Source organism: Fulvimarina endophytica (assembly GCF_003403015.1).
GTDB lineage: Bacteria > Pseudomonadota > Alphaproteobacteria > Rhizobiales > Rhizobiaceae > Fulvimarina > Fulvimarina endophytica.
The window spans coordinates 25,999-42,398 of record NZ_QURL01000009.1; the positions used below are offsets into that span (position 1 = coordinate 25,999).

Consider the following 16,400-nt stretch of genomic DNA (forward strand, 5'->3'; position numbering starts at 1 on the left):
TCAGCTCCTTTTCAGCTTGGGGTCCAGCGCATCGCGCAGGCCGTCGCCGACGAGATTGATCGCCAGCACCGTGATGAGGATCGCAATGCCCGGGAAGGTGACCACCCACCAGGCGCGCAGCACGAATTCCTGGGCGTCTGCCAGCATCGTGCCCCATTCGGGCGTCGGCGGCTGGGCACCGAGGCCGAGAAAGCCGAGGGCGGCGGCGTCGAGAATCGCCGAGGAGAAGGAGAGCGTCGCCTGGACGATCAGCGGGCCGAGGCAGTTCGGCAGGATGGTGACGACCATCAGCCGGAACGGGCTCGCGCCCACGACCCTTGCCGCGGTGACGTAATCGCGCTGCTTCTCGGCCATCACGGAGGCGCGCGTCAAGCGCACGAAATGCGGCTGGAGCACGAGGGCGATGGCGATCATCGCATTGACGAGGCCGGGGCCGAGAACGGCGACGAGGACGAGCGCGAGAAGGAGGGAGGGAAAGGCGAGGATGATGTCCATCACCCGCATGACCACCGTGTCGAACCAGCCGCGCAGATAGCCGGCGAGAAGTCCGATCGAGATGCCGACGGTGACCGAGAGGGTGACCACCACGAGGCCGATGAACAGGGAATAGCGCGCCCCGTAGATGAGCCGCGAGAGCATGTCGCGGCCGACAGCGTCGGTGCCGAGAAGATAGGGCCAGACGCCGCCCTCCTGCCAGATCGGCGGGATGAGCAGCGCGTCGCGGTTCTGGGCCGTCGGGTCGAAGGGAGCGATCACCGGCGCGAGGATCGCGATGAGGACCACCGCGGCAAAGACCCAGAGGCCGACCACGGCCCCCTTGTTCTCCGAGAAGTAGTACCAGAATTCGCGCAGCATGCGGCCGCGCGCGCTGGGCTCCGGCTTGCGGTCCGGGATCTGCGAGCCGACGCCTTCGGCCGCTTCCTGGGCTTCGATATGGCTCATCGTGCGCGCACCCTCGGATTGATGAAGCCGTAGAGGACGTCCACCGCGAGATTGACGACCATCACGACCATCGCGATGAGGAGGAGACCGCCCTGGACGACCGGATAGTCGCGGCGGAAGACGCTATCGACCATCCACTTGCCGATGCCCGGCCAGGAGAAGATCGTCTCGGTGAGAATGGCCCCCGCCATCAGCACGCCGACCTGGAGGCCGATGGTGGTGACGACCGGAATGAGGGCGTTGCGAAGGGCATGGACCGAGACCACGCGGAAGGCGGGAAGTCCCTTGGCGCGGGCCGTGCGCACATAGTCCTCGCCGAGCACCTCGAGCATCGCCGAGCGCGTCTGGCGCGCGATGACGGCGAGCGGGATGGTGGCGAGCACGATGCCGGGAAGGACGAGATGGGAGACCGCCGAGCGGAACGCGCCCTCCTGACCGGAGATCAGGCTGTCGATCAGCATGAAGCCGGTGGTCTGGGGAAAATAGTAGAGGAGCGAGATGCGGCCCGAGACCGGGGTCCAGCCGAGATAGCCGGAGAAGAAGATGATGAGGAGCAGGCCCCACCAGAAGATCGGCATCGAATAGCCGGTGAGCGCCGCGCCCATGGTGATCTGGTCGAACCAGGAGCCGCGCTTGATGGCGGCGAGGACGCCGGCCGGCACGCCGATGAAGACGGCGAGGGTGATGGCGACGAGGGAGAGCTCGAGGGTCGCTGGGAACAGCGTCATGAACTCCTCGAGAACCGGGCGCCGGGTGACGACGGAATTGCCGAAGTCTCCCTGCAGGAGGCCGGTGAGATAATCCCAGAACTGCAGCGGCAGCGGGCGGTCGTAGCCCAGAAGGGTCTGGAGTTCGGCATAGCGCTCCGGCGAAATGCCGCGCTCGCCGCTCATCAGGAGGATCGGGTCGCCCGGAAGCAGGCGGATGAAGGCGAAGGCGACGATCGCGACGCCGACGAAGGTCGGAATCAGGATGCCGACCCGCGAAAGAATGAAGCGGAACATGGGGACCGATGCGGATAGGCGGCACGCGCCGGCAGGTCGTGCGGGCGTAGGCCGAACGGTGATCGGGAGAAAGCGGGGAAGGAAGCGCTACAAGGCGCAGCGCCCGGGGCCGAGCGGATCGAAGGGATCTGCCGGACGCCGGGCACTGCGCGTTCAGTTCGCGGTCATTCCTCGATGTCGACGCCGGTGAACCAGTGCTGGCCCAGCGGGTCCTGGGTGTAGCCGGTCACGTTCGAGCGCATGGGCATGAAGGTGATCGAGGTGGCGATGGTCGCCCAGGGCGCCTCTTGCTTGAAGATCTCCTGCGCTTCCTTGTAGAGCGGCGTGCGCTCGGCCTGATCCGTCAGGGTCTTCGCCTCGTTGATCTTTGCGTCGAACTCCTCGTTGCACCACTGGGCGCGGTTGGCATTGCCGACCGCGTCGCAGGACAGGAGCACCCCGAGGAAGTTGTCCGGGTCGCCGTTGTCACCTGTCCAGCCGAGCAGCACCGCGCCGTCGCGGTCCTCCGCCTTGGAGCGCTCCAGATACTCGCCCCATTCGTAGGAGACGATCTCGGCATCGACGCCGACGGCGGACAGATCCGACTGGATCAGCTCGGCCATGCGGCGGGCGTTCGGATTGTAGGGACGCTGGACGGGCATCGCCCAGATCTTCATGGAAAGGTTCTCGACGCCGGCTTCCTGAAGCATCGTCTTGGCCGCTTCCGGATCGTAGGGGTCGTCCTTGGTCTCCTCGTTATAGGACCACATCGTCGGCGGGATCGGGTTCTTGGCGACTTCGCCCGAGCCCTGGAACACCACGTCGATGATCGCCTGCTTGTTGATCGCCGTGTTCAGCGCGCGGCGCACCTTCGGATCGTCGAAGGGCTCCTGCTTGGTGTTGTAGGCGAGATAGCCGACGTTCAGCCCTTCCTGCTCCAGCACCTTGAGATCGGAATTGCCCTTCAGGCTCTCGATATCGGCCGGGTTCGGATAGGCCATGACCTGGCACTCGTTGGCCAGAAGCCGCTGCTGGCGCACCGAAGCGTCGGTGGTGATGGCGAAGACGAGGTCGTCGATCGGCTCCTTGCCGGCCCAGTAGTCGGGGTTCGCCTTGTAGCGGATGACGGCATCGGGCTGGTAGGCGACGAACTGGAACGGGCCGGTGCCCACGGGCTGCTGGTTGAGCTGGGCCTCGTTGCCGCTCTCGGCGAGCTGGTCGGCATATTCCTTCGACAGGATCGAGGCGAAGGGCATTGCGAGATTGGCGATGAAGGGCGCGTTCGGCTCGTTGAGCGTGATGCGCACTGTCATGTCGTCGACCTTCTCCATCGACTGGATCAGGTCGGGCATGGCCATGGAATTCCAGTACTCCCAGGACGCGCCGGCGACATAGGCGTTATACGGATTGTCGGCCGAGTTCTGGCGCTCGAAGGAGAAGATCACGTCGTCGGCATTCAGCGGACGGGTCGGCGTGAAGAAATCCGTGGTCTGGAACTTCACGTCGGGGCGCAGATGGAAGGTGTAGGTCTTGCCGTCCTCCGACACGTCCCAGCTCTCGGCAAGGCCCGGCCGGGTGTTCGTGGTGCCGAGTTCGAATTCGGCGAGGCGGTTGTAGACGGTGGCCGAGGAGGCGTCGAAGGTGGTGCCGGCGGTATAGAGCGCCGGATCGAAGCCTTCCGGCGAGCCTTCCGAACAATAGACGAGGGTCTTGGCGGACGCCGCGGTGGCGCCGAGGGACAATGCGAGCGCGGTAGCAGCGAGAAGCTGCGTCGTAAGTCTCATGGAAAGGCCTCCTGTCAGGAATGATGCGGCGTCTTCTGCGCCTTGCCGGGCAGCGTGGGGTCGATCGGCATGATCCAAACCCGTCGCTGTCGGTTCGCCGGGCAGGTCCTTGACGGACATCGAGGGTCGATACCGCCCGGTCGCTGATCATAAGGATCGCTTTTAGTCAAACAAGGCAAGTGCTAAATTTGGGATCGTTCCAGACAATCCTCAGAAACGTCACGCGGAATTTAGCCGGAAACTCCCCGAGACCGACCGCGGCTGCCGGTCGCTGCGGTCCCCGGCCGATTGCCGATTGCCGAACGCGCGCGCGCCCATAGGTCTCAGGACGAACGAGAGCGCCCGGCGGCGCCGGGAACAGGGAGCCGAACGCCATGACGATAACGAGGCCGAAGGCGGTGATCTTCGATATCATCGAGACGGTCTTCGCCCTCGAGGCCCTGCGCGACGATTTCGAGGCGCTCTCCCTTGCCCGCTCCGATCTGGAAACCTGGTTCGCCTTTGGCCTCCGCGACGCGTTCGCGCTCGATGCCACGGGTTCGATCCAGCCGTTTCCGAAGATCCTGTCCGGCGCGCTCGACGAGCTTCTCGCCGTGCGCGGCCTCGAGACCTCGCAGGAGGCGCACGACACGATGTTCGAGACCATGCGCGCGCTCCCCGCCCATGCCGATGCGCACGAGGCCTTCACGGTCCTGCGGCAGGCAGGAATCCCGCTCTATGCCCTGTCGAACGGGGCGCGGGAATCGACGGAGAATCTCCTGAAGAAGGCAGGTCTCACTCACCATTTCGAGGACATCCTGTCTGTCGAGACCGTCGGCCGCTTCAAGCCGGCGAGGCCGGTCTACGAACATGCGGTCTCGGTCTGCGGGGTAAGGGCTGAGGAGGCGATGCTGGTCGCGACCCACGCCTGGGACGTGCACGGCGCGAAATCGGCCGGCTTGTCAGGCGCGTTCGTCGCGCGTGGCCAGGCCTATCCGAAGACGATGCTGGCGCCCGATCTCGTCGGCGACGAGCTTCTCGACGTGGCGAAGGCGATCGCCGGATCATAACTGCGCGGACCGCAGGGGAATCGCCGGTGACGGCTTGTGCGCAGAATACAAGGAGCGTGCCGATGACGACCTATGGCAGGATGCGCGACGAACTCGTCGAGGACGGCCGGCTTCGCGTCGCGATCAATCTTGGAAATGCCGCGCTTGCGGCGAGGGGCGCGGAAGGCGGCGGGCTCGAAGGCATCACCGTCGCGCTGGCCAGGCGTCTTGCGGCGGCGCTCGGCTGCGAACCCGATTTCACCGTCTATGAGGGCGCTGGCAAGGTGGTGGATGCGGCCGGCGAAGACGCCTGGCGGATCGCCTTCTGCGCCATCGATCCCGAACGGCGCGAGCACGTGGCCTATTCGAGCCCCTATGTGCTGATCGAGGCGGGTGCGCTGGTGCGTGCCGGCTCTCCCTTACGCCATGTGGACGAGCTCGACAGGCCCGGCATGCGCCTGCTCGTCGCGCGAAACTCGGCCTACGATCTCTATCTGACCTCCCATGCGAAGGCGATGGACCTCGTCCGCGAGGCCGATCCCGGTGCCTCGTTCAGGGCCTTCAAGGCAGGCGATCCGCAAGCCGATGCGGTCGCCGGGGTCGTCCAGTCCCTGCGCAAGGCCTTCGGCGACGACGGCGCCTATCGGTATCTCAGCGGCACGATCACCGCCATCGGCCAGGCGATGGCCCTGCCGAAGCGGTTCGAGCATCTGGCACCGGACCTTACGCGCTTCGTGGAGGAGGCGAAGGCGGACGGCTTCGTTCGCCGTGAACTCGACCGGGCGGGCAAGACGTCCCTCACCGTCGCGCCTGCCGAGACCGGATGACAGGGACCCGGTGCTCCGGCCTTCGTCCGACGCTTCCTTCAGTCCGAGAACTGGGCCTTCCTCATTGGGTCCGATCCCCCAACGAAAAACGCCGCCTCGAAGAGACGGCGTTGCATCGTGTTTCGGACAGACTGGACCGAGGCCGGCGATAGCCCCCGATCGATCAACCCGGCAGGCGGGAATTGGCGTATTCCAGCTGGGAGACGTATTCCTGCGCCTTGAAGCGCGTATCGTCGTCCTCGGCTTCCTCGACGCGCTTCTGGGCTTCCTCGAGATGGGCCTGCATCTGCTTGGCTTCGATCGAGTCGGCGGGTTCGGCGAATTCGGCAAGGAGCGTCACGCCGTTCTCGTTGATATCGGCAAAGCCGCCGCGCACGAACAGGGTCTTTTCCTGCCCGCCCGAAAGCGTCGCCGTGACGATGCCCGGCTTCAGCGTCGTCATGAAGGGCGCGTGATTGCCCATGATCGTGAACTCGCCCTCGGAGCCGGGCACGACGACGGAGTCGACCGTCTCCGACAGCAGAAGCTTTTCGGGGGAAACGAGCTCGAATTTGAAACTGTCAGCCATATCGCCTGTCTTCCGTGACGTTCATGCGGGGCCCGCGGATGGCCGCTTCGCCCTGCGCTGCCCGGTTCCGATCGATTGCTCGAACGGCGCTCCGATGGGTCGTCGAGACCGAGCGGCATGCGGACGCGGCGAGCGCCCGCATGCCCGATTTCTGGCCCCGGAACCGGGGCCGCTGGCCTGATCAGGCGGCCGAAGCCATCTTCTGGGCCTTGGCGATCGCCTGGTCGATCGAGCCGACCATGTAGAAGGCCGATTCCGGCAGGTCGTCGTATTCACCCTCGACCAGACCCTTGAAGGAGCGGATCGTGTCCTCGAGGGCGACGAGCTCGCCCGGCGTGTTGGTGAAGATCTCGGCGACCGCGAAGGGCTGCGAGAAGAAGCGCTCGATCTTGCGGGCGCGCTGCACCGTGAGCTTGTCCTGTTCGGACAGCTCGTCCATGCCGAGAATGGCGATGATGTCCTGCAGGGAGCGATACTTCTGCAGCATCTCCTGCACTTCACGCGCCACCCGGTAATGCTCCTCGCCGACGATCATCGGCTGCAGCATGCGCGAGGTGGAGTCGAGCGGATCCACGGCCGGGTAGATGCCCTTCTCGGAGATCGAGCGGTTGAGAACCGTCGTCGCGTCGAGATGGGTGAAGGTCGTCGCCGGCGCCGGGTCGGTCAGATCGTCGGCCGGGACGTAGATGGCCTGGACCGAGGTGATCGAACCCTTGGTGGTGGTGGTGATGCGCTCCTGCATCTGGCCCATATCCGTGGCGAGCGTCGGCTGATAGCCCACCGCCGAGGGAATGCGGCCGAGAAGCGCCGACACTTCCGAACCCGCCTGGGTGAAGCGGAAGATGTTGTCGACGAAGAAGAGCACGTCCTGGCCCTCGTCGCGGAAGTGCTCGGCGATCGTGAGGCCGGTGAGGGCGACGCGGGCGCGCGCTCCCGGGGGCTCGTTCATCTGGCCGAAGACGAGGGCGGCCTTGGAGCCTTCCGTCGAGCCGTTGTTCTTGTGCGGGTCGACGTTCACGCCGGACTCGATCATCTCGTGATAGAGATCGTTGCCCTCGCGGGTGCGCTCGCCGACGCCGGCGAAGACGGAGTAACCGCCATGCGCCTTCGCGACGTTGTTGATGAGCTCCTGGATGAGCACGGTCTTGCCGACGCCGGCGCCGCCGAACAGGCCGATCTTGCCGCCGCGCGCATAGGGCGTCAGAAGGTCGATGACCTTGATGCCGGTCACGAGGATCTGGCTTTCCGGGGACTGCTCGATATAGGGCGGCGCTTCCTGGTGGATGGCGCGGGTCTCGGTCGACTTGACCTCGCCGATCTCGTCGATCGGCTCGCCGATGACGTTGAGGATGCGTCCGAGGGTGCCGTCGCCCACGGGAACGCGGATCGGCGTTCCGGTGTCGGTGACCGGCTGGCCGCGCACGAGACCTTCGGTGAGATCCATGGCGATGGTGCGCACGGTGTTCTCGCCGGTGTGCTGGGCGACTTCGAGAACCAGGCGGTTCCCGTTGTTGTCGCATTCGAGCGCGTTCAGGATCGCCGGCAGATGATCGTCGAACACAACGTCGACGACGGGACCGATGACCTGGGATACACGGCCCATCGGCCGTCCTTGCGTGTCGGTGTCAGCCATCGTGGCCTCCTTCCATGAGTTCCTAGAGCGCTTCGGCGCCCGAAATGATTTCCGTCAGCTCGGTCGTGATCTGAGCCTGGCGCTGGCGGTTGTAGGAGATCTCGAGATCTTCGATCATGTCGGACGCGTTGCGCGTCGCATTGTCCATGGCCGTCATCCGCGCGCCGTGTTCGGAGGCGGTGTTCTCGAGGAGCGCGCGCAGGATCTGCACCTTGATGTTGCGCGGGATCAGCGCGTCGAGAATGTGGACCGGATCGGGCTCGTATTCGTAGGCGACGCTCGCCTTGGTGCCGGATGCGGACTCGCTCTCGCCCTCGTCGGTCTCGATCTTCGCCGGGATGACCTGCTGGCCGACCGGCGTCTGGGTCATCGCGTTCTCGTATTCGGCGTAGAACAGATGGCAGACGTCGAACTCGCCGCTCTCGAAGAGCGAGAGAAGCTTGTCGCCGACCTGGGCCGCCTGTTCGAAGCCGATCTGCGAGACCTCGCGGAACGTCATGTTGTCGACGATCTTGTCGCGAAGGTCGCGACGCATCAGGTCCCAGCCCTTCTTGCCGACGGTGAGATACTTCACCGTCTTGCCGGCGCTTTCCAGTTCGCGGGCCTTCGCGCGGGCCTTCTTCACGATGGAGGCGTTGAAGCCGCCGCAAAGACCGCGATCGGAGGTGAAGACCACCAGAAGCTGAACGTCGTCCTTGCCGGTGCCGCGCATCAGCTTAGGGGCTTCGTTCTGGTTGACGCCTGCGAGATTGGACAGGACCGAACGCATGCGCTCGGCATAGGGGCGCGCGTTCTGCGCCGCTTCTTCCGCGCGGCGCAGCTTGGAGGCGGCCACCATCTGCATGGCCTTTGTGATCTTCTTGGTCGATTTGACCGAAGAGATACGATTACGAAGATCCTTCAGGGATGCCATTGCTTGTCGCGCGTCTCCGGGCTGTCGCGGCCCGGCCGATGATGATCACGGCCGGGCAGTTCCGTTGATGTCGATCCGTGCGGACGGATCGATCAGGCGAAGTTCTTCTTGAACTTGTCGACCGCGGACTTCAGCTTGTCCTTGATCTCGTCCGTGAGCTGCTTCTTCTCGGCGATGGCGTCGAGCACGTCCTTGTGCTCGTTGCGCATGGCGCTGAGGAGACCGGCCTCGAAATCGCCGACCTGATCGACATCGATGTCGTCGAGATAGCCGTTGGTGCCGGCATAGATGACGACGACCTGTTCTTCGGTCTTCAGCGGCGAGAACTGCGGCTGCTTCAGAAGCTCGGTCAGACGCTGGCCGCGGCGCAGGAGGCGCTGGGTCGAGGCGTCGAGATCGGAGCCGAACTGGGCGAAGCTCTCCATCTCGCGATACTGGGCGAGTTCGCCCTTGATCGAGCCCGCGACCTGCTTCATCGCCTTGATCTGGGCCGACGAGCCGACGCGCGAGACCGAGAGGCCGACGTTCACCGCCGGGCGGATGCCCTGGTAGAACAGGTTGGTCTCGAGGAAGATCTGGCCGTCGGTGATCGAGATCACGTTGGTCGGGATGTAGGCCGAGACGTCGCCGGCCTGGGTCTCGATGACCGGGAGCGCGGTGAGGGAGCCTGCGCCGTGGTCGTCGTTCAGCTTCGCGGCGCGCTCGAGGAGACGCGAGTGAAGGTAGAAGACGTCGCCCGGATAGGCTTCGCGGCCCGGCGGGCGGCGAAGGAGCAGCGAGATCTGGCGATAGGAGACGGCCTGCTTGGACAGATCGTCATAGGCGATCACGGCATGCATGCCGTTGTCGCGGAAATACTCGCCGATCGTGCAGCCGACGAAGGGCGCGATGTACTGCATCGGAGCCGGATCGGAGGCGGTCGCCGCGACGACGATCGAATACTGCAGCGCACCGCGCTCTTCGAGCGTGCGCACGAACTGGGCGACAGTCGAACGCTTCTGGCCCACCGCGACGTAGATGCAGTAGAGCTTGTCGTTCTCGCGGCCTTCGTCGTGAGCCGGCTTCTGGTTCAGGATCGTGTCGAGCAGGATCGCCGACTTGCCGGTCTGGCGGTCGCCGATGACGAGCTCGCGCTGGCCGCGACCGATCGGGATCAGGGCGTCGATCGCCTTGAGGCCGGTCGACATCGGCTCGTGAACCGACTTGCGGGGGATGATGCCCGGTGCCTTCACGTCCACGCGGCGGTTCTCGGAGCTGTCGATCGGGCCCTTGCCGTCGATCGGATTTCCGAGACCGTCGACGACGCGGCCGAGAAGGCCCTTGCCGACGGGGACTTCGACGATGTTGCCGGTGCGCTTGACCGTATCGCCTTCCTTGATGTTCCGGTCCGATCCGAACACGACGACGCCGACATTGTCGGCCTCGAGGTTCAGGACCATGCCCTGGATACCATCGGAGAATTCGACCATCTCGCCGGCCTGGCACTTGTCGAGGCCGTAGACGCGGGCAATGCCGTCGCCGATCGAAAGAACCTGCCCGACCTCCGAGACTTCGGCTTCAGCGCCGAAGTTCTTGATCTGGTTTTTCAGGATATCGGAAATTTCCGCTGGGCGGATGTCCATCAGCCGACCTCTTTGAGTGCAAGCTTAAGCGAATTGAGTTTGGTGCGGATCGACGTATCGACCTGACGGGAGCCGATCTGGACGATCAGCCCTCCGAGGATCGACGGATCGACCCGCTCGCGAAGGGTGACGGTCTTGCCCGCATAGCGGCCGAGAACGTCCTTGAGTTCGTTGCGTTCGTCGTCGCTCATGGCGGCGGCGGTGATGACATCGGCCTCGACTTCGCCGCGTTCGGCTGCGGCAAGCTGCTTGAACCGGCGAATCATGCCGGGCAGGGCGAAGAGGCGACGGTTGCGGGCGACCACCTTCAGGAAGTTGCCGGTGAGCGCGCTGGGCTGCGCGCTGTCGACGACACCCGCAATGCCCTTCGCCTGCTGTTCGGCGGAAAAGGCCGGGCTTTCGACAAGACGCCTGAAATCAGCATTGTCCTCGATCAGGCTGCGCAGACCGTCGAGTTCGGATTCGACGGTCTGGATGGAGCCTTCCTGGCGAGCCAGGTCGAAGAGCGATTGGGCGTAGCGGTCAGCAACTTCCGAAACGGGAGAGGATGATTTTGCCACGGACGACCGTTTCTCTTTCGCGTTATCGTTGTCGGCCCGTCTGCGTCCCGCCCTCGACAATCGATGGGTGGGCAGCGTCCGGGCCGGGCCGAGCGGGATGCGGGACCGTCAGGCCCCGTCCCCCTTCGTGAAGACTGCGGACCCTCTAGCATAGGGTTTTTGAAGCGACAACATGCCTTTGAAGGGTCTTCGTGCCGCCTACGCGTTCGTGAGCGGATGAGGCGACGGTATCGTCTCCTCATCGCCCAAGGGCCTGATCTGCCGGGGCAAACCTTGCGTCAGGACACGAAACCGAAGGCCGGGGCGAGGGCCGCGAATGCGAGAAGCAGCATCAGGATGCAGGTGATCCAGTTGACGAAGGTCGATCCGTCATCGGACAGAATCGAGACGAAGCGCCCGAATCCGCTCATCAGCCATCCGGCGCCGAGACACAGCTGGATGAACATCTGGTCGAAGAAGAGAAGGGCGACGATGCCGACGCCGAGCCAGAAGCCGGCGATGACCGAGCGCGGCTCGCCGATGGCTTCCGGCCGGGTCTCGCGCGGCTGGAGCCTCAGCGCCCTGAGGGTGAGGCCGGGCGCAAAGAGCGCGAAGAGGCCGAGAAGGACGGTGACGGCAGCCGCGCAGAAGGGCAGGAGGCCGGGAAGGTCGGTCGGAATGGAGAATTGCATGGCGGTCCGGGAGGTCTCGCGGGTGTGAGGAGACCGCTCCATACGACAGAAGGGGAGGAGAGCGAAACCGGCTCGCGCCGCATGGGGCCTCCCACGTGGGAGGCCATCCGATCGAAACCGAGGGCGCGCCTCGGGCCTCATGATCTGCGGGATGTGAGCTGAGGATCGGTGCCTGCTCTTTCCGCATCCTCTCCGGCCCCGTCACAGGGACCGAACCCATCGGCCCCGCGCGCCTTTCCCCGTGACGCGATAGAATCCGCCAGCGGATCTCGAAGACGATGCGGATCCGCATGCCGATCGCCGGGTCCCAAAGCTTGAAAATCTTCGGCGATCGAACCATCTGGGGGACCGCCGCCGGGGCGAACATGCCCGTCCGACCGTCGCTCCCGACATGTCAGGGGGCGCGACCGTTTCTCGCGATCAGATGCCCGCCATGACGAATTCGCCTTCGACAGTCACGCCCCTTCGCCCCAAGCGGCGTTGTCCGGAATGCTCCCGCCCGTCCGCGCGCGAACACTTCCCGTTCTGTTCGGAACGCTGCAAGGCGGTCGATCTCAATCGATGGCTGTCGGGAAGCTACGTTATTCCCGGTCCGTCGGTTGCCCCGGACGAGGGCGGCGAGGAGCGGTAGTCACGAGGCTGGAGATCAGCTTCTCCAGGGACGCTTCCTCGCGCTTGACGGTCGCGAGATCGAGGGGGAGCCGCCGCGTCGGCGCGACGGACAGGGATTTCATGGCCGAAGCGACCAGTTCCTGCAATTCGCGATCGTCTTCGATAGTCACGCTCGTTTCCCCCTCAAGGCGAGCTGCGGTGAGGGCAGACTAGCTCAAACCTCCGGCAATATCCATGAACCTTTTCGCTAAAATCTGAGCCTTCGTACCGATTGCCTTCCGGGAACGGCAAATGGTCGGCGCCGCGGGCGATCGAGCGTCCGCAAGGCGGCTGGCGGACCGCCTCGCCCGGCCGGACAGGCGCCGGGAGATCATGCGGCTCGCTCAGAGCGAGGAGAGAAGGCCGCCCAGAACGCGCGAGATCGTCTCCAGATCCTGAGGGCGCGAGAGCCGGTGGTCGCCGTCGCGGATGAGGGTAAGCGTGACGTTCGCCGCCGGCAGGCGCTCCATCAGGGTGAGGGCATGGGTGTGCGGCACGTCCGGATCCTCCATCCCCTGCACGATGGCGACCGGGCATCCGGTCTCGATCATGTCGGTGAGAACGAGATGGCGCGCACCGTCCTCGAAAAGGGCTTTCGTGAAGATGTTCGGCTCGTCGCTGTACTCGGAGGGCTGGGCGAAAAAACCGTCGCGCTCGATCGCCGCGCGATCCTCGGCGCTGAGCTTCGGCATCATCAGCGTCTCGGTGAAATCGGGGGCGGGCGCAAGCAGCATCAGGGCGTCGACCGAAAAGGCGCATTCGCCCCGCCGCGCGGCCCTGGTGAGGAGGAGCGCGACCCAGGCTCCCATGGAGGAGCCGACGAGAACCACCGATCCGGCCCCCGACGCCTCGATGACGCGGCGCGCCTCCTCGGTCCAGCGCGAGATCGTGCCGTCCTCGAAGCGCCCGCCCGATTCGCCGTGCCCGGAATAGTCGAGCCGCAGGAAGCCGCGCCCGGTCGCCTCCGCATAAGCGAGGAGGTGTTCGGCCTTGGTGCCGCGCATGTCGGAGCGATAGCCGCCGAGCCAGACGAGGACCGGGCCGGTGCCGGCGCGGCTGCGATAGGCGATCGCGCGCCTGTCGTCACCTTCGCCGACGCTGAGTTCGTGGGCGGTTTCCGGAATGTCGTCGTGCATGAGATCTCCGCTTGACTGTCGAGGGCGCCGCCGTCCGCCGCATCGTCGGCGCGGGGCGCGAAAATCGGCTCGGCCGACCAGATCGGCCGGCGGGCGCTGCCGGCAAGGCGCATATTGAAGCAGCCGGCCGGGCCGTCACGTCTAAGCGAAGGCCGCGCCCACAAACCCGCAGCGCTTTACTTGACTTTCACCGGTCCCCCCGTCAAATCCTCCTCCCGTGGACGACCGCACGATTGTCGGATCCCGGAGCGTAGCGCAGCCTGGTAGCGCATCTGGTTTGGGACCAGAGGGTCGCAGGTTCGAATCCTGCCGCTCCGACCATCCGTCACCCGCCGGGTCTTCCGTCAATTCGATCGAAAGAGTTCGCCATGGTCGCGAGGATCTACAAGCCGGCGCGCACCGCCATGCAGTCCGGCAAGGCCAAGACGCAGGAATGGCTCCTGATCTATGAGCCGCAGGAGCCCAAGCGCATCGACCCGCTGATGGGTTACACCTCGTCCGGCGACATGCTCGGCCAGTTGCGCCTGTCCTTCGAGACGCGCGAGCAGGCGGTCGAATATGCCGAGCGCAACGACATTCCCTACCGCGTCGAGGAGCCGAAGGAGACGAAGCGCGTGCGCGTCGCCTATGCGGACAACTTCAAATACGACCGGCGCCAGCCCTGGACCCATTGAGGGCTCCCATTGCCCGGACGCGGTATCGTCTGGGGATCGGGGCCGGCGAACACGTTTCCGCAGGCCCCGATCGAACCCCGCTCGAGGGGCTCGTCTTTTTTTCCGCCTCGTCATGATTTTCCGGTCGTGATGATCTAGTGTCGCACCCACGGTCCCATAGCTCAGCTGGATAGAGCAACGGCCTTCTAAGCCGTAGGTCCCAGGTTCGAATCCTGGTGGGATCGCCAATTCTTTTTTCTCAGAACATCGCTCAGGCGGCGTACGGTCGTATCGGTTGCCCTTTGGCTCGGCGGTTCGCGTGGCCAATACGGGAGCCTTTCACGTGCCGCAGGCTGGCCGCGTTCGGTCGCCCTTCAAAGCAGTCTCCCAAAGTCGGCCGGTTCGCGCGGAGCGTGGGAGTGCCGGGCTGGCCTCTTCGTGGTTACGGTCTCTCAAAGTCCGACCGGAACGGGCGCGAACCTTCGATGCAGGCCCCTGAACATGCGAACGGCCCGGACGCGGATTGCGTTCGGGCCGTTCGTGTGTGGACGGGTCCGCGATCCGCGGGACCTCGGGAGGACTGGCGGACCGGCTCAGTCGAAGCTCAACGCCGACTCGATGCGGGCGCGGATCTCGGCGTCGCCGTCGAGGACCGCGACCGGCTGGCTCCGGGCTTTCGGCGTGCTGCGGGAGGAGGCGAGTTTCCATCCGCCCTTGGTGGAGACCGGCTCCTCGCGGCTGGCGACGGCGACCGGCGCTTCGACCACGGGCTTGGGAGCTGCGGCGGGCTTGGCGGCGGTGATCGCCATGAAGTTCGCAGCCTGGTCGCGCTCGTGAGCCGGCCGCATGCTCGGGGCGGGCAGGGAGACCTGGCGCAGGGCCGGCGGCGCCGTCGGCGCATCGGGCGGGATCACGGCGGCGACCTGATCCTTCAGCACCGAATTGAAGGCCGGGCGACCGCTCGGAAGGGGAACGGCATAGGCGAGCTCGGAGCCGATGCGCCGTTCGTCGCTGGCCTGGGTCTCGAGCGCTGCGATCATCGCGGCCGTCTCGTCGTCGGACGGCGTCACCCGCTCGGGCGTGCTTGCCTGGAGCGTCGCGGGAACGGCGCGGGCGGGCGCCCAGCTCGGCATCGGAACATTGGCAGGCTCGAGGCTGGCGACCGTGGTCTCTTCCAGGGTGCCGTTCACGGCCTCGGCCGGGGCGTTGCGCGGATCGCTGCGGGTGTCGAAGCCGGCATCGAGCATGGCGACGGCGACCGGCTGGGGTGCGGACTGGGTCGGGCGGGAGGTCGGAACGACGCTCGCGACCATGGGAGCCTGGGGCGCCGCCTGCTGCGGCCGGGCCCGGGCGACCTGGGTCGCCGGCGCCGCGCTCTCCATGTTGTCCTCTTCCTCGTCGGCCCCGCCGCCGCCGAAGAGCATGGACAGAAGCGACTTGCCGCCGCCCGAGGAGGCGTTGGCGACCTGCATGTCGCCGGACTGGCGGCGGGCCTTGTAGGAGGCGAGCGCCTGCTGATAGCCCGGAAGCGGCTTGCCGTCCGACGGCACGTGGACGGTGCCGCCATTCGGGAAGACGGCGAGGAGCTGGTTGCGGTTCATGCGCGGCCAGTGGCGGGCATTGCCGGTGTCGAAATGGACGAAGGGCGATCCGGACTTCGGATAGAAGCCGACGCCGCCGACCTGCATCTTGAGGCCGATCGCGCGGAGCGTGGAGAGCTTGACGCCCGGAATGTAGAAGTCGAGCGCCTTGCCGACCATGTGCTGGCTCTTGGTCGCCTGGCCGCCGCGCGTGCGCTTCAGCATGCTGTTGGTGGCCGGCGAGCGATAGCCCGAGATGATGTGGATGTAGTCGCTGGCGCCGGCCTGCCGGTAGGCTTCCCAGATCAGGTCGAGGAGCTGCGGGTCCATGTTGGTCGGCGCGTTCTTGCGCCAGTCCCGCAGCATGTAGTTGATCTTCTTCAACTCGTTCTGGTCGTAGCGGCCGTTGCGCTTGTAGGCGAAGACGCCGCGTTCCTTGGTGTGAACGTTGAAGAATTTAAGGGTTCGCGTCTCGGCGGACGCGCTCGCCGTGCCGAGTGCGGTGAGCACCATCAGGCATGCGAAAACGGCGACGGCCCAGCTACGGACACGCGAGGCGCTGATTGCGAAATTCAAAGCTCATCCCCTTCCGATCAGCGTTCCGGTGCTTCGTATCCCTCGAAGCGTCCGGACCGTCAGCGGATTGCCGCGATCCTCGGCGACACAGTTTGACGCGAACTGCGGCATAAGGATGACACCCGATCCGCATTCTTTCAAACTATCTGGTTTTGGTTAAGGCCAGGTAAAGGTTAAGACTTTGCTCCGCCAAGAAGGCGCGGGTCCCGGACGCGGGTCATCGCGGTATATCCAAGAATAGAGAGGTTCCGGCCCGTTTTCGCCCGATTTTCA

The 16,400-nt window shown here is 65.4% G+C and carries 15 protein-coding genes, 2 tRNA genes and 1 pseudogene; 6 read left to right on the forward strand and 12 right to left on the reverse strand.

The genetic code is table 11. The annotated features are described in order from the left end of the window. From DYI37_RS17555 to DYI37_RS17565, 3 genes are all read right to left on the reverse strand, one after another. Entirely contained in the window at nucleotides 1-942 is a 942-nt protein-coding gene (locus tag DYI37_RS17555; RefSeq protein ID WP_116684584.1) for an ABC transporter permease subunit, read from the reverse strand. Then, nucleotides 939-1,946 (reverse strand): ABC transporter permease subunit, encoded by a 1,008-nt coding sequence (locus tag DYI37_RS17560; protein WP_116684585.1) that lies wholly within the window; start codon nucleotides 1,944-1,946, stop codon nucleotides 939-941. The genes DYI37_RS17555 and DYI37_RS17560 overlap by 4 nt, the downstream gene beginning before the upstream one ends. A gap of 164 nt (nucleotides 1,947-2,110) precedes the next feature. Beyond that, complete coding sequence (locus DYI37_RS17565; protein ID WP_116684586.1) at nucleotides 2,111-3,709, reverse strand: ABC transporter substrate-binding protein; 1,599 nt, start codon at nucleotides 3,707-3,709, stop codon at nucleotides 2,111-2,113. A 374-nt stretch (nucleotides 3,710-4,083) separates the two neighbouring features. Here DYI37_RS17565 and DYI37_RS17570 point away from each other — a divergent pair, with 374 nt between their 5' ends. Continuing rightward, nucleotides 4,084-4,758: a haloacid dehalogenase type II gene (locus DYI37_RS17570; RefSeq protein WP_116684587.1), complete on the forward strand. Its 675-nt coding sequence runs from the start codon at nucleotides 4,084-4,086 to the stop codon at nucleotides 4,756-4,758. A 62-nt stretch (nucleotides 4,759-4,820) separates the two neighbouring features. Next, nucleotides 4,821-5,564, forward strand: coding sequence for a transporter substrate-binding domain-containing protein (locus DYI37_RS17575; RefSeq protein WP_116684588.1), 744 nt, complete (start codon nucleotides 4,821-4,823; stop codon nucleotides 5,562-5,564). A gap of 163 nt (nucleotides 5,565-5,727) precedes the next feature. Here the strand turns inward: DYI37_RS17575 and DYI37_RS17580 are convergent, their stop codons facing one another. The 6 genes and pseudogenes from DYI37_RS17580 to DYI37_RS17610 all read right to left on the reverse strand — a co-directional run bounded on the left by DYI37_RS17580 (nucleotide 5,728) and on the right by DYI37_RS17610 (nucleotide 11,531). Further along, nucleotides 5,728-6,132 (reverse strand): F0F1 ATP synthase subunit epsilon, encoded by a 405-nt coding sequence (locus DYI37_RS17580; protein WP_116684589.1) that lies wholly within the window; start codon nucleotides 6,130-6,132, stop codon nucleotides 5,728-5,730. Nucleotides 6,133-6,313: 181 nt separating this feature from the next. Further along, a pseudogene (gene atpD, locus DYI37_RS17590) lies at nucleotides 6,314-7,735 on the reverse strand (F0F1 ATP synthase subunit beta); the annotation flags it as partial. A gap of 52 nt (nucleotides 7,736-7,787) precedes the next feature. Further along, nucleotides 7,788-8,678, reverse strand: coding sequence for a F0F1 ATP synthase subunit gamma (locus tag DYI37_RS17595; RefSeq protein ID WP_116684592.1), 891 nt, complete (start codon nucleotides 8,676-8,678; stop codon nucleotides 7,788-7,790). A gap of 92 nt (nucleotides 8,679-8,770) precedes the next feature. After that, the gene (gene atpA / locus DYI37_RS17600) at nucleotides 8,771-10,300 is read right to left on the reverse strand and encodes a F0F1 ATP synthase subunit alpha (RefSeq protein ID WP_116684593.1); all 1,530 of its coding nucleotides are present in this window, start codon (nucleotides 10,298-10,300) and stop codon (nucleotides 8,771-8,773) included. After that, nucleotides 10,300-10,860 carry a F0F1 ATP synthase subunit delta gene (locus DYI37_RS17605; protein ID WP_116684594.1) on the reverse strand — a complete coding sequence of 187 codons (561 nt, stop codon included), beginning with the start codon at nucleotides 10,858-10,860 and terminating at the stop codon, nucleotides 10,300-10,302. Before DYI37_RS17605 ends, atpA begins: the two co-directional genes overlap by 1 nt. Nucleotides 10,861-11,138: 278 nt before the next feature. Beyond that, nucleotides 11,139-11,531: an AGROH133_08824 family phage infection protein gene (locus DYI37_RS17610; RefSeq protein WP_116684595.1), complete on the reverse strand. Its 393-nt coding sequence runs from the start codon at nucleotides 11,529-11,531 to the stop codon at nucleotides 11,139-11,141. A gap of 433 nt (nucleotides 11,532-11,964) precedes the next feature. Between DYI37_RS17610 and yacG the strand changes: the two genes are divergently transcribed. Next, a complete protein-coding gene (gene yacG / locus DYI37_RS17615; RefSeq protein WP_116684680.1) occupies nucleotides 11,965-12,162 on the forward strand; it encodes a DNA gyrase inhibitor YacG in 198 nt (65 codons plus the stop codon). Here yacG and DYI37_RS20190 read toward each other — a convergent pair. Together DYI37_RS20190 and DYI37_RS17620 are read right to left on the reverse strand one after the other, a co-directional pair. Further along, nucleotides 12,113-12,313, reverse strand: a complete 201-nt coding sequence (locus DYI37_RS20190) for a hypothetical protein (protein WP_199520205.1) — start codon at nucleotides 12,311-12,313, stop codon at nucleotides 12,113-12,115. The genes yacG and DYI37_RS20190 overlap by 50 nt on opposite strands. A gap of 213 nt (nucleotides 12,314-12,526) precedes the next feature. Then, on the reverse strand, nucleotides 12,527-13,318 hold the full coding sequence (locus DYI37_RS17620; RefSeq protein ID WP_116684596.1) for an alpha/beta hydrolase: 792 nt from the start codon (nucleotides 13,316-13,318) through the stop codon (nucleotides 12,527-12,529). 244 nt (nucleotides 13,319-13,562) lie between these two features. Here DYI37_RS17620 and DYI37_RS17625 point away from each other — a divergent pair. The 3 genes from DYI37_RS17625 (at nucleotide 13,563) to DYI37_RS17635 (ending at nucleotide 14,219) form a co-directional block, all read left to right on the forward strand. After that, a tRNA-Pro gene (locus DYI37_RS17625) sits at nucleotides 13,563-13,639 on the forward strand. 47 nt (nucleotides 13,640-13,686) lie between these two features. Beyond that, complete coding sequence (locus DYI37_RS17630; RefSeq protein ID WP_116684597.1) at nucleotides 13,687-13,992, forward strand: ETC complex I subunit; 306 nt, start codon at nucleotides 13,687-13,689, stop codon at nucleotides 13,990-13,992. Between the two features lie 150 nt (nucleotides 13,993-14,142). Then, nucleotides 14,143-14,219: transfer RNA gene (locus DYI37_RS17635), tRNA-Arg, on the forward strand. 345 nt (nucleotides 14,220-14,564) lie between these two features. Here the strand turns inward: DYI37_RS17635 and DYI37_RS17640 are convergent. Then, nucleotides 14,565-16,127, reverse strand: coding sequence for a peptidoglycan L,D-endopeptidase MepK (locus DYI37_RS17640; protein ID WP_116684598.1), 1,563 nt, complete (start codon nucleotides 16,125-16,127; stop codon nucleotides 14,565-14,567). Nucleotides 16,128-16,400: the final 273 nt, after the last annotated feature.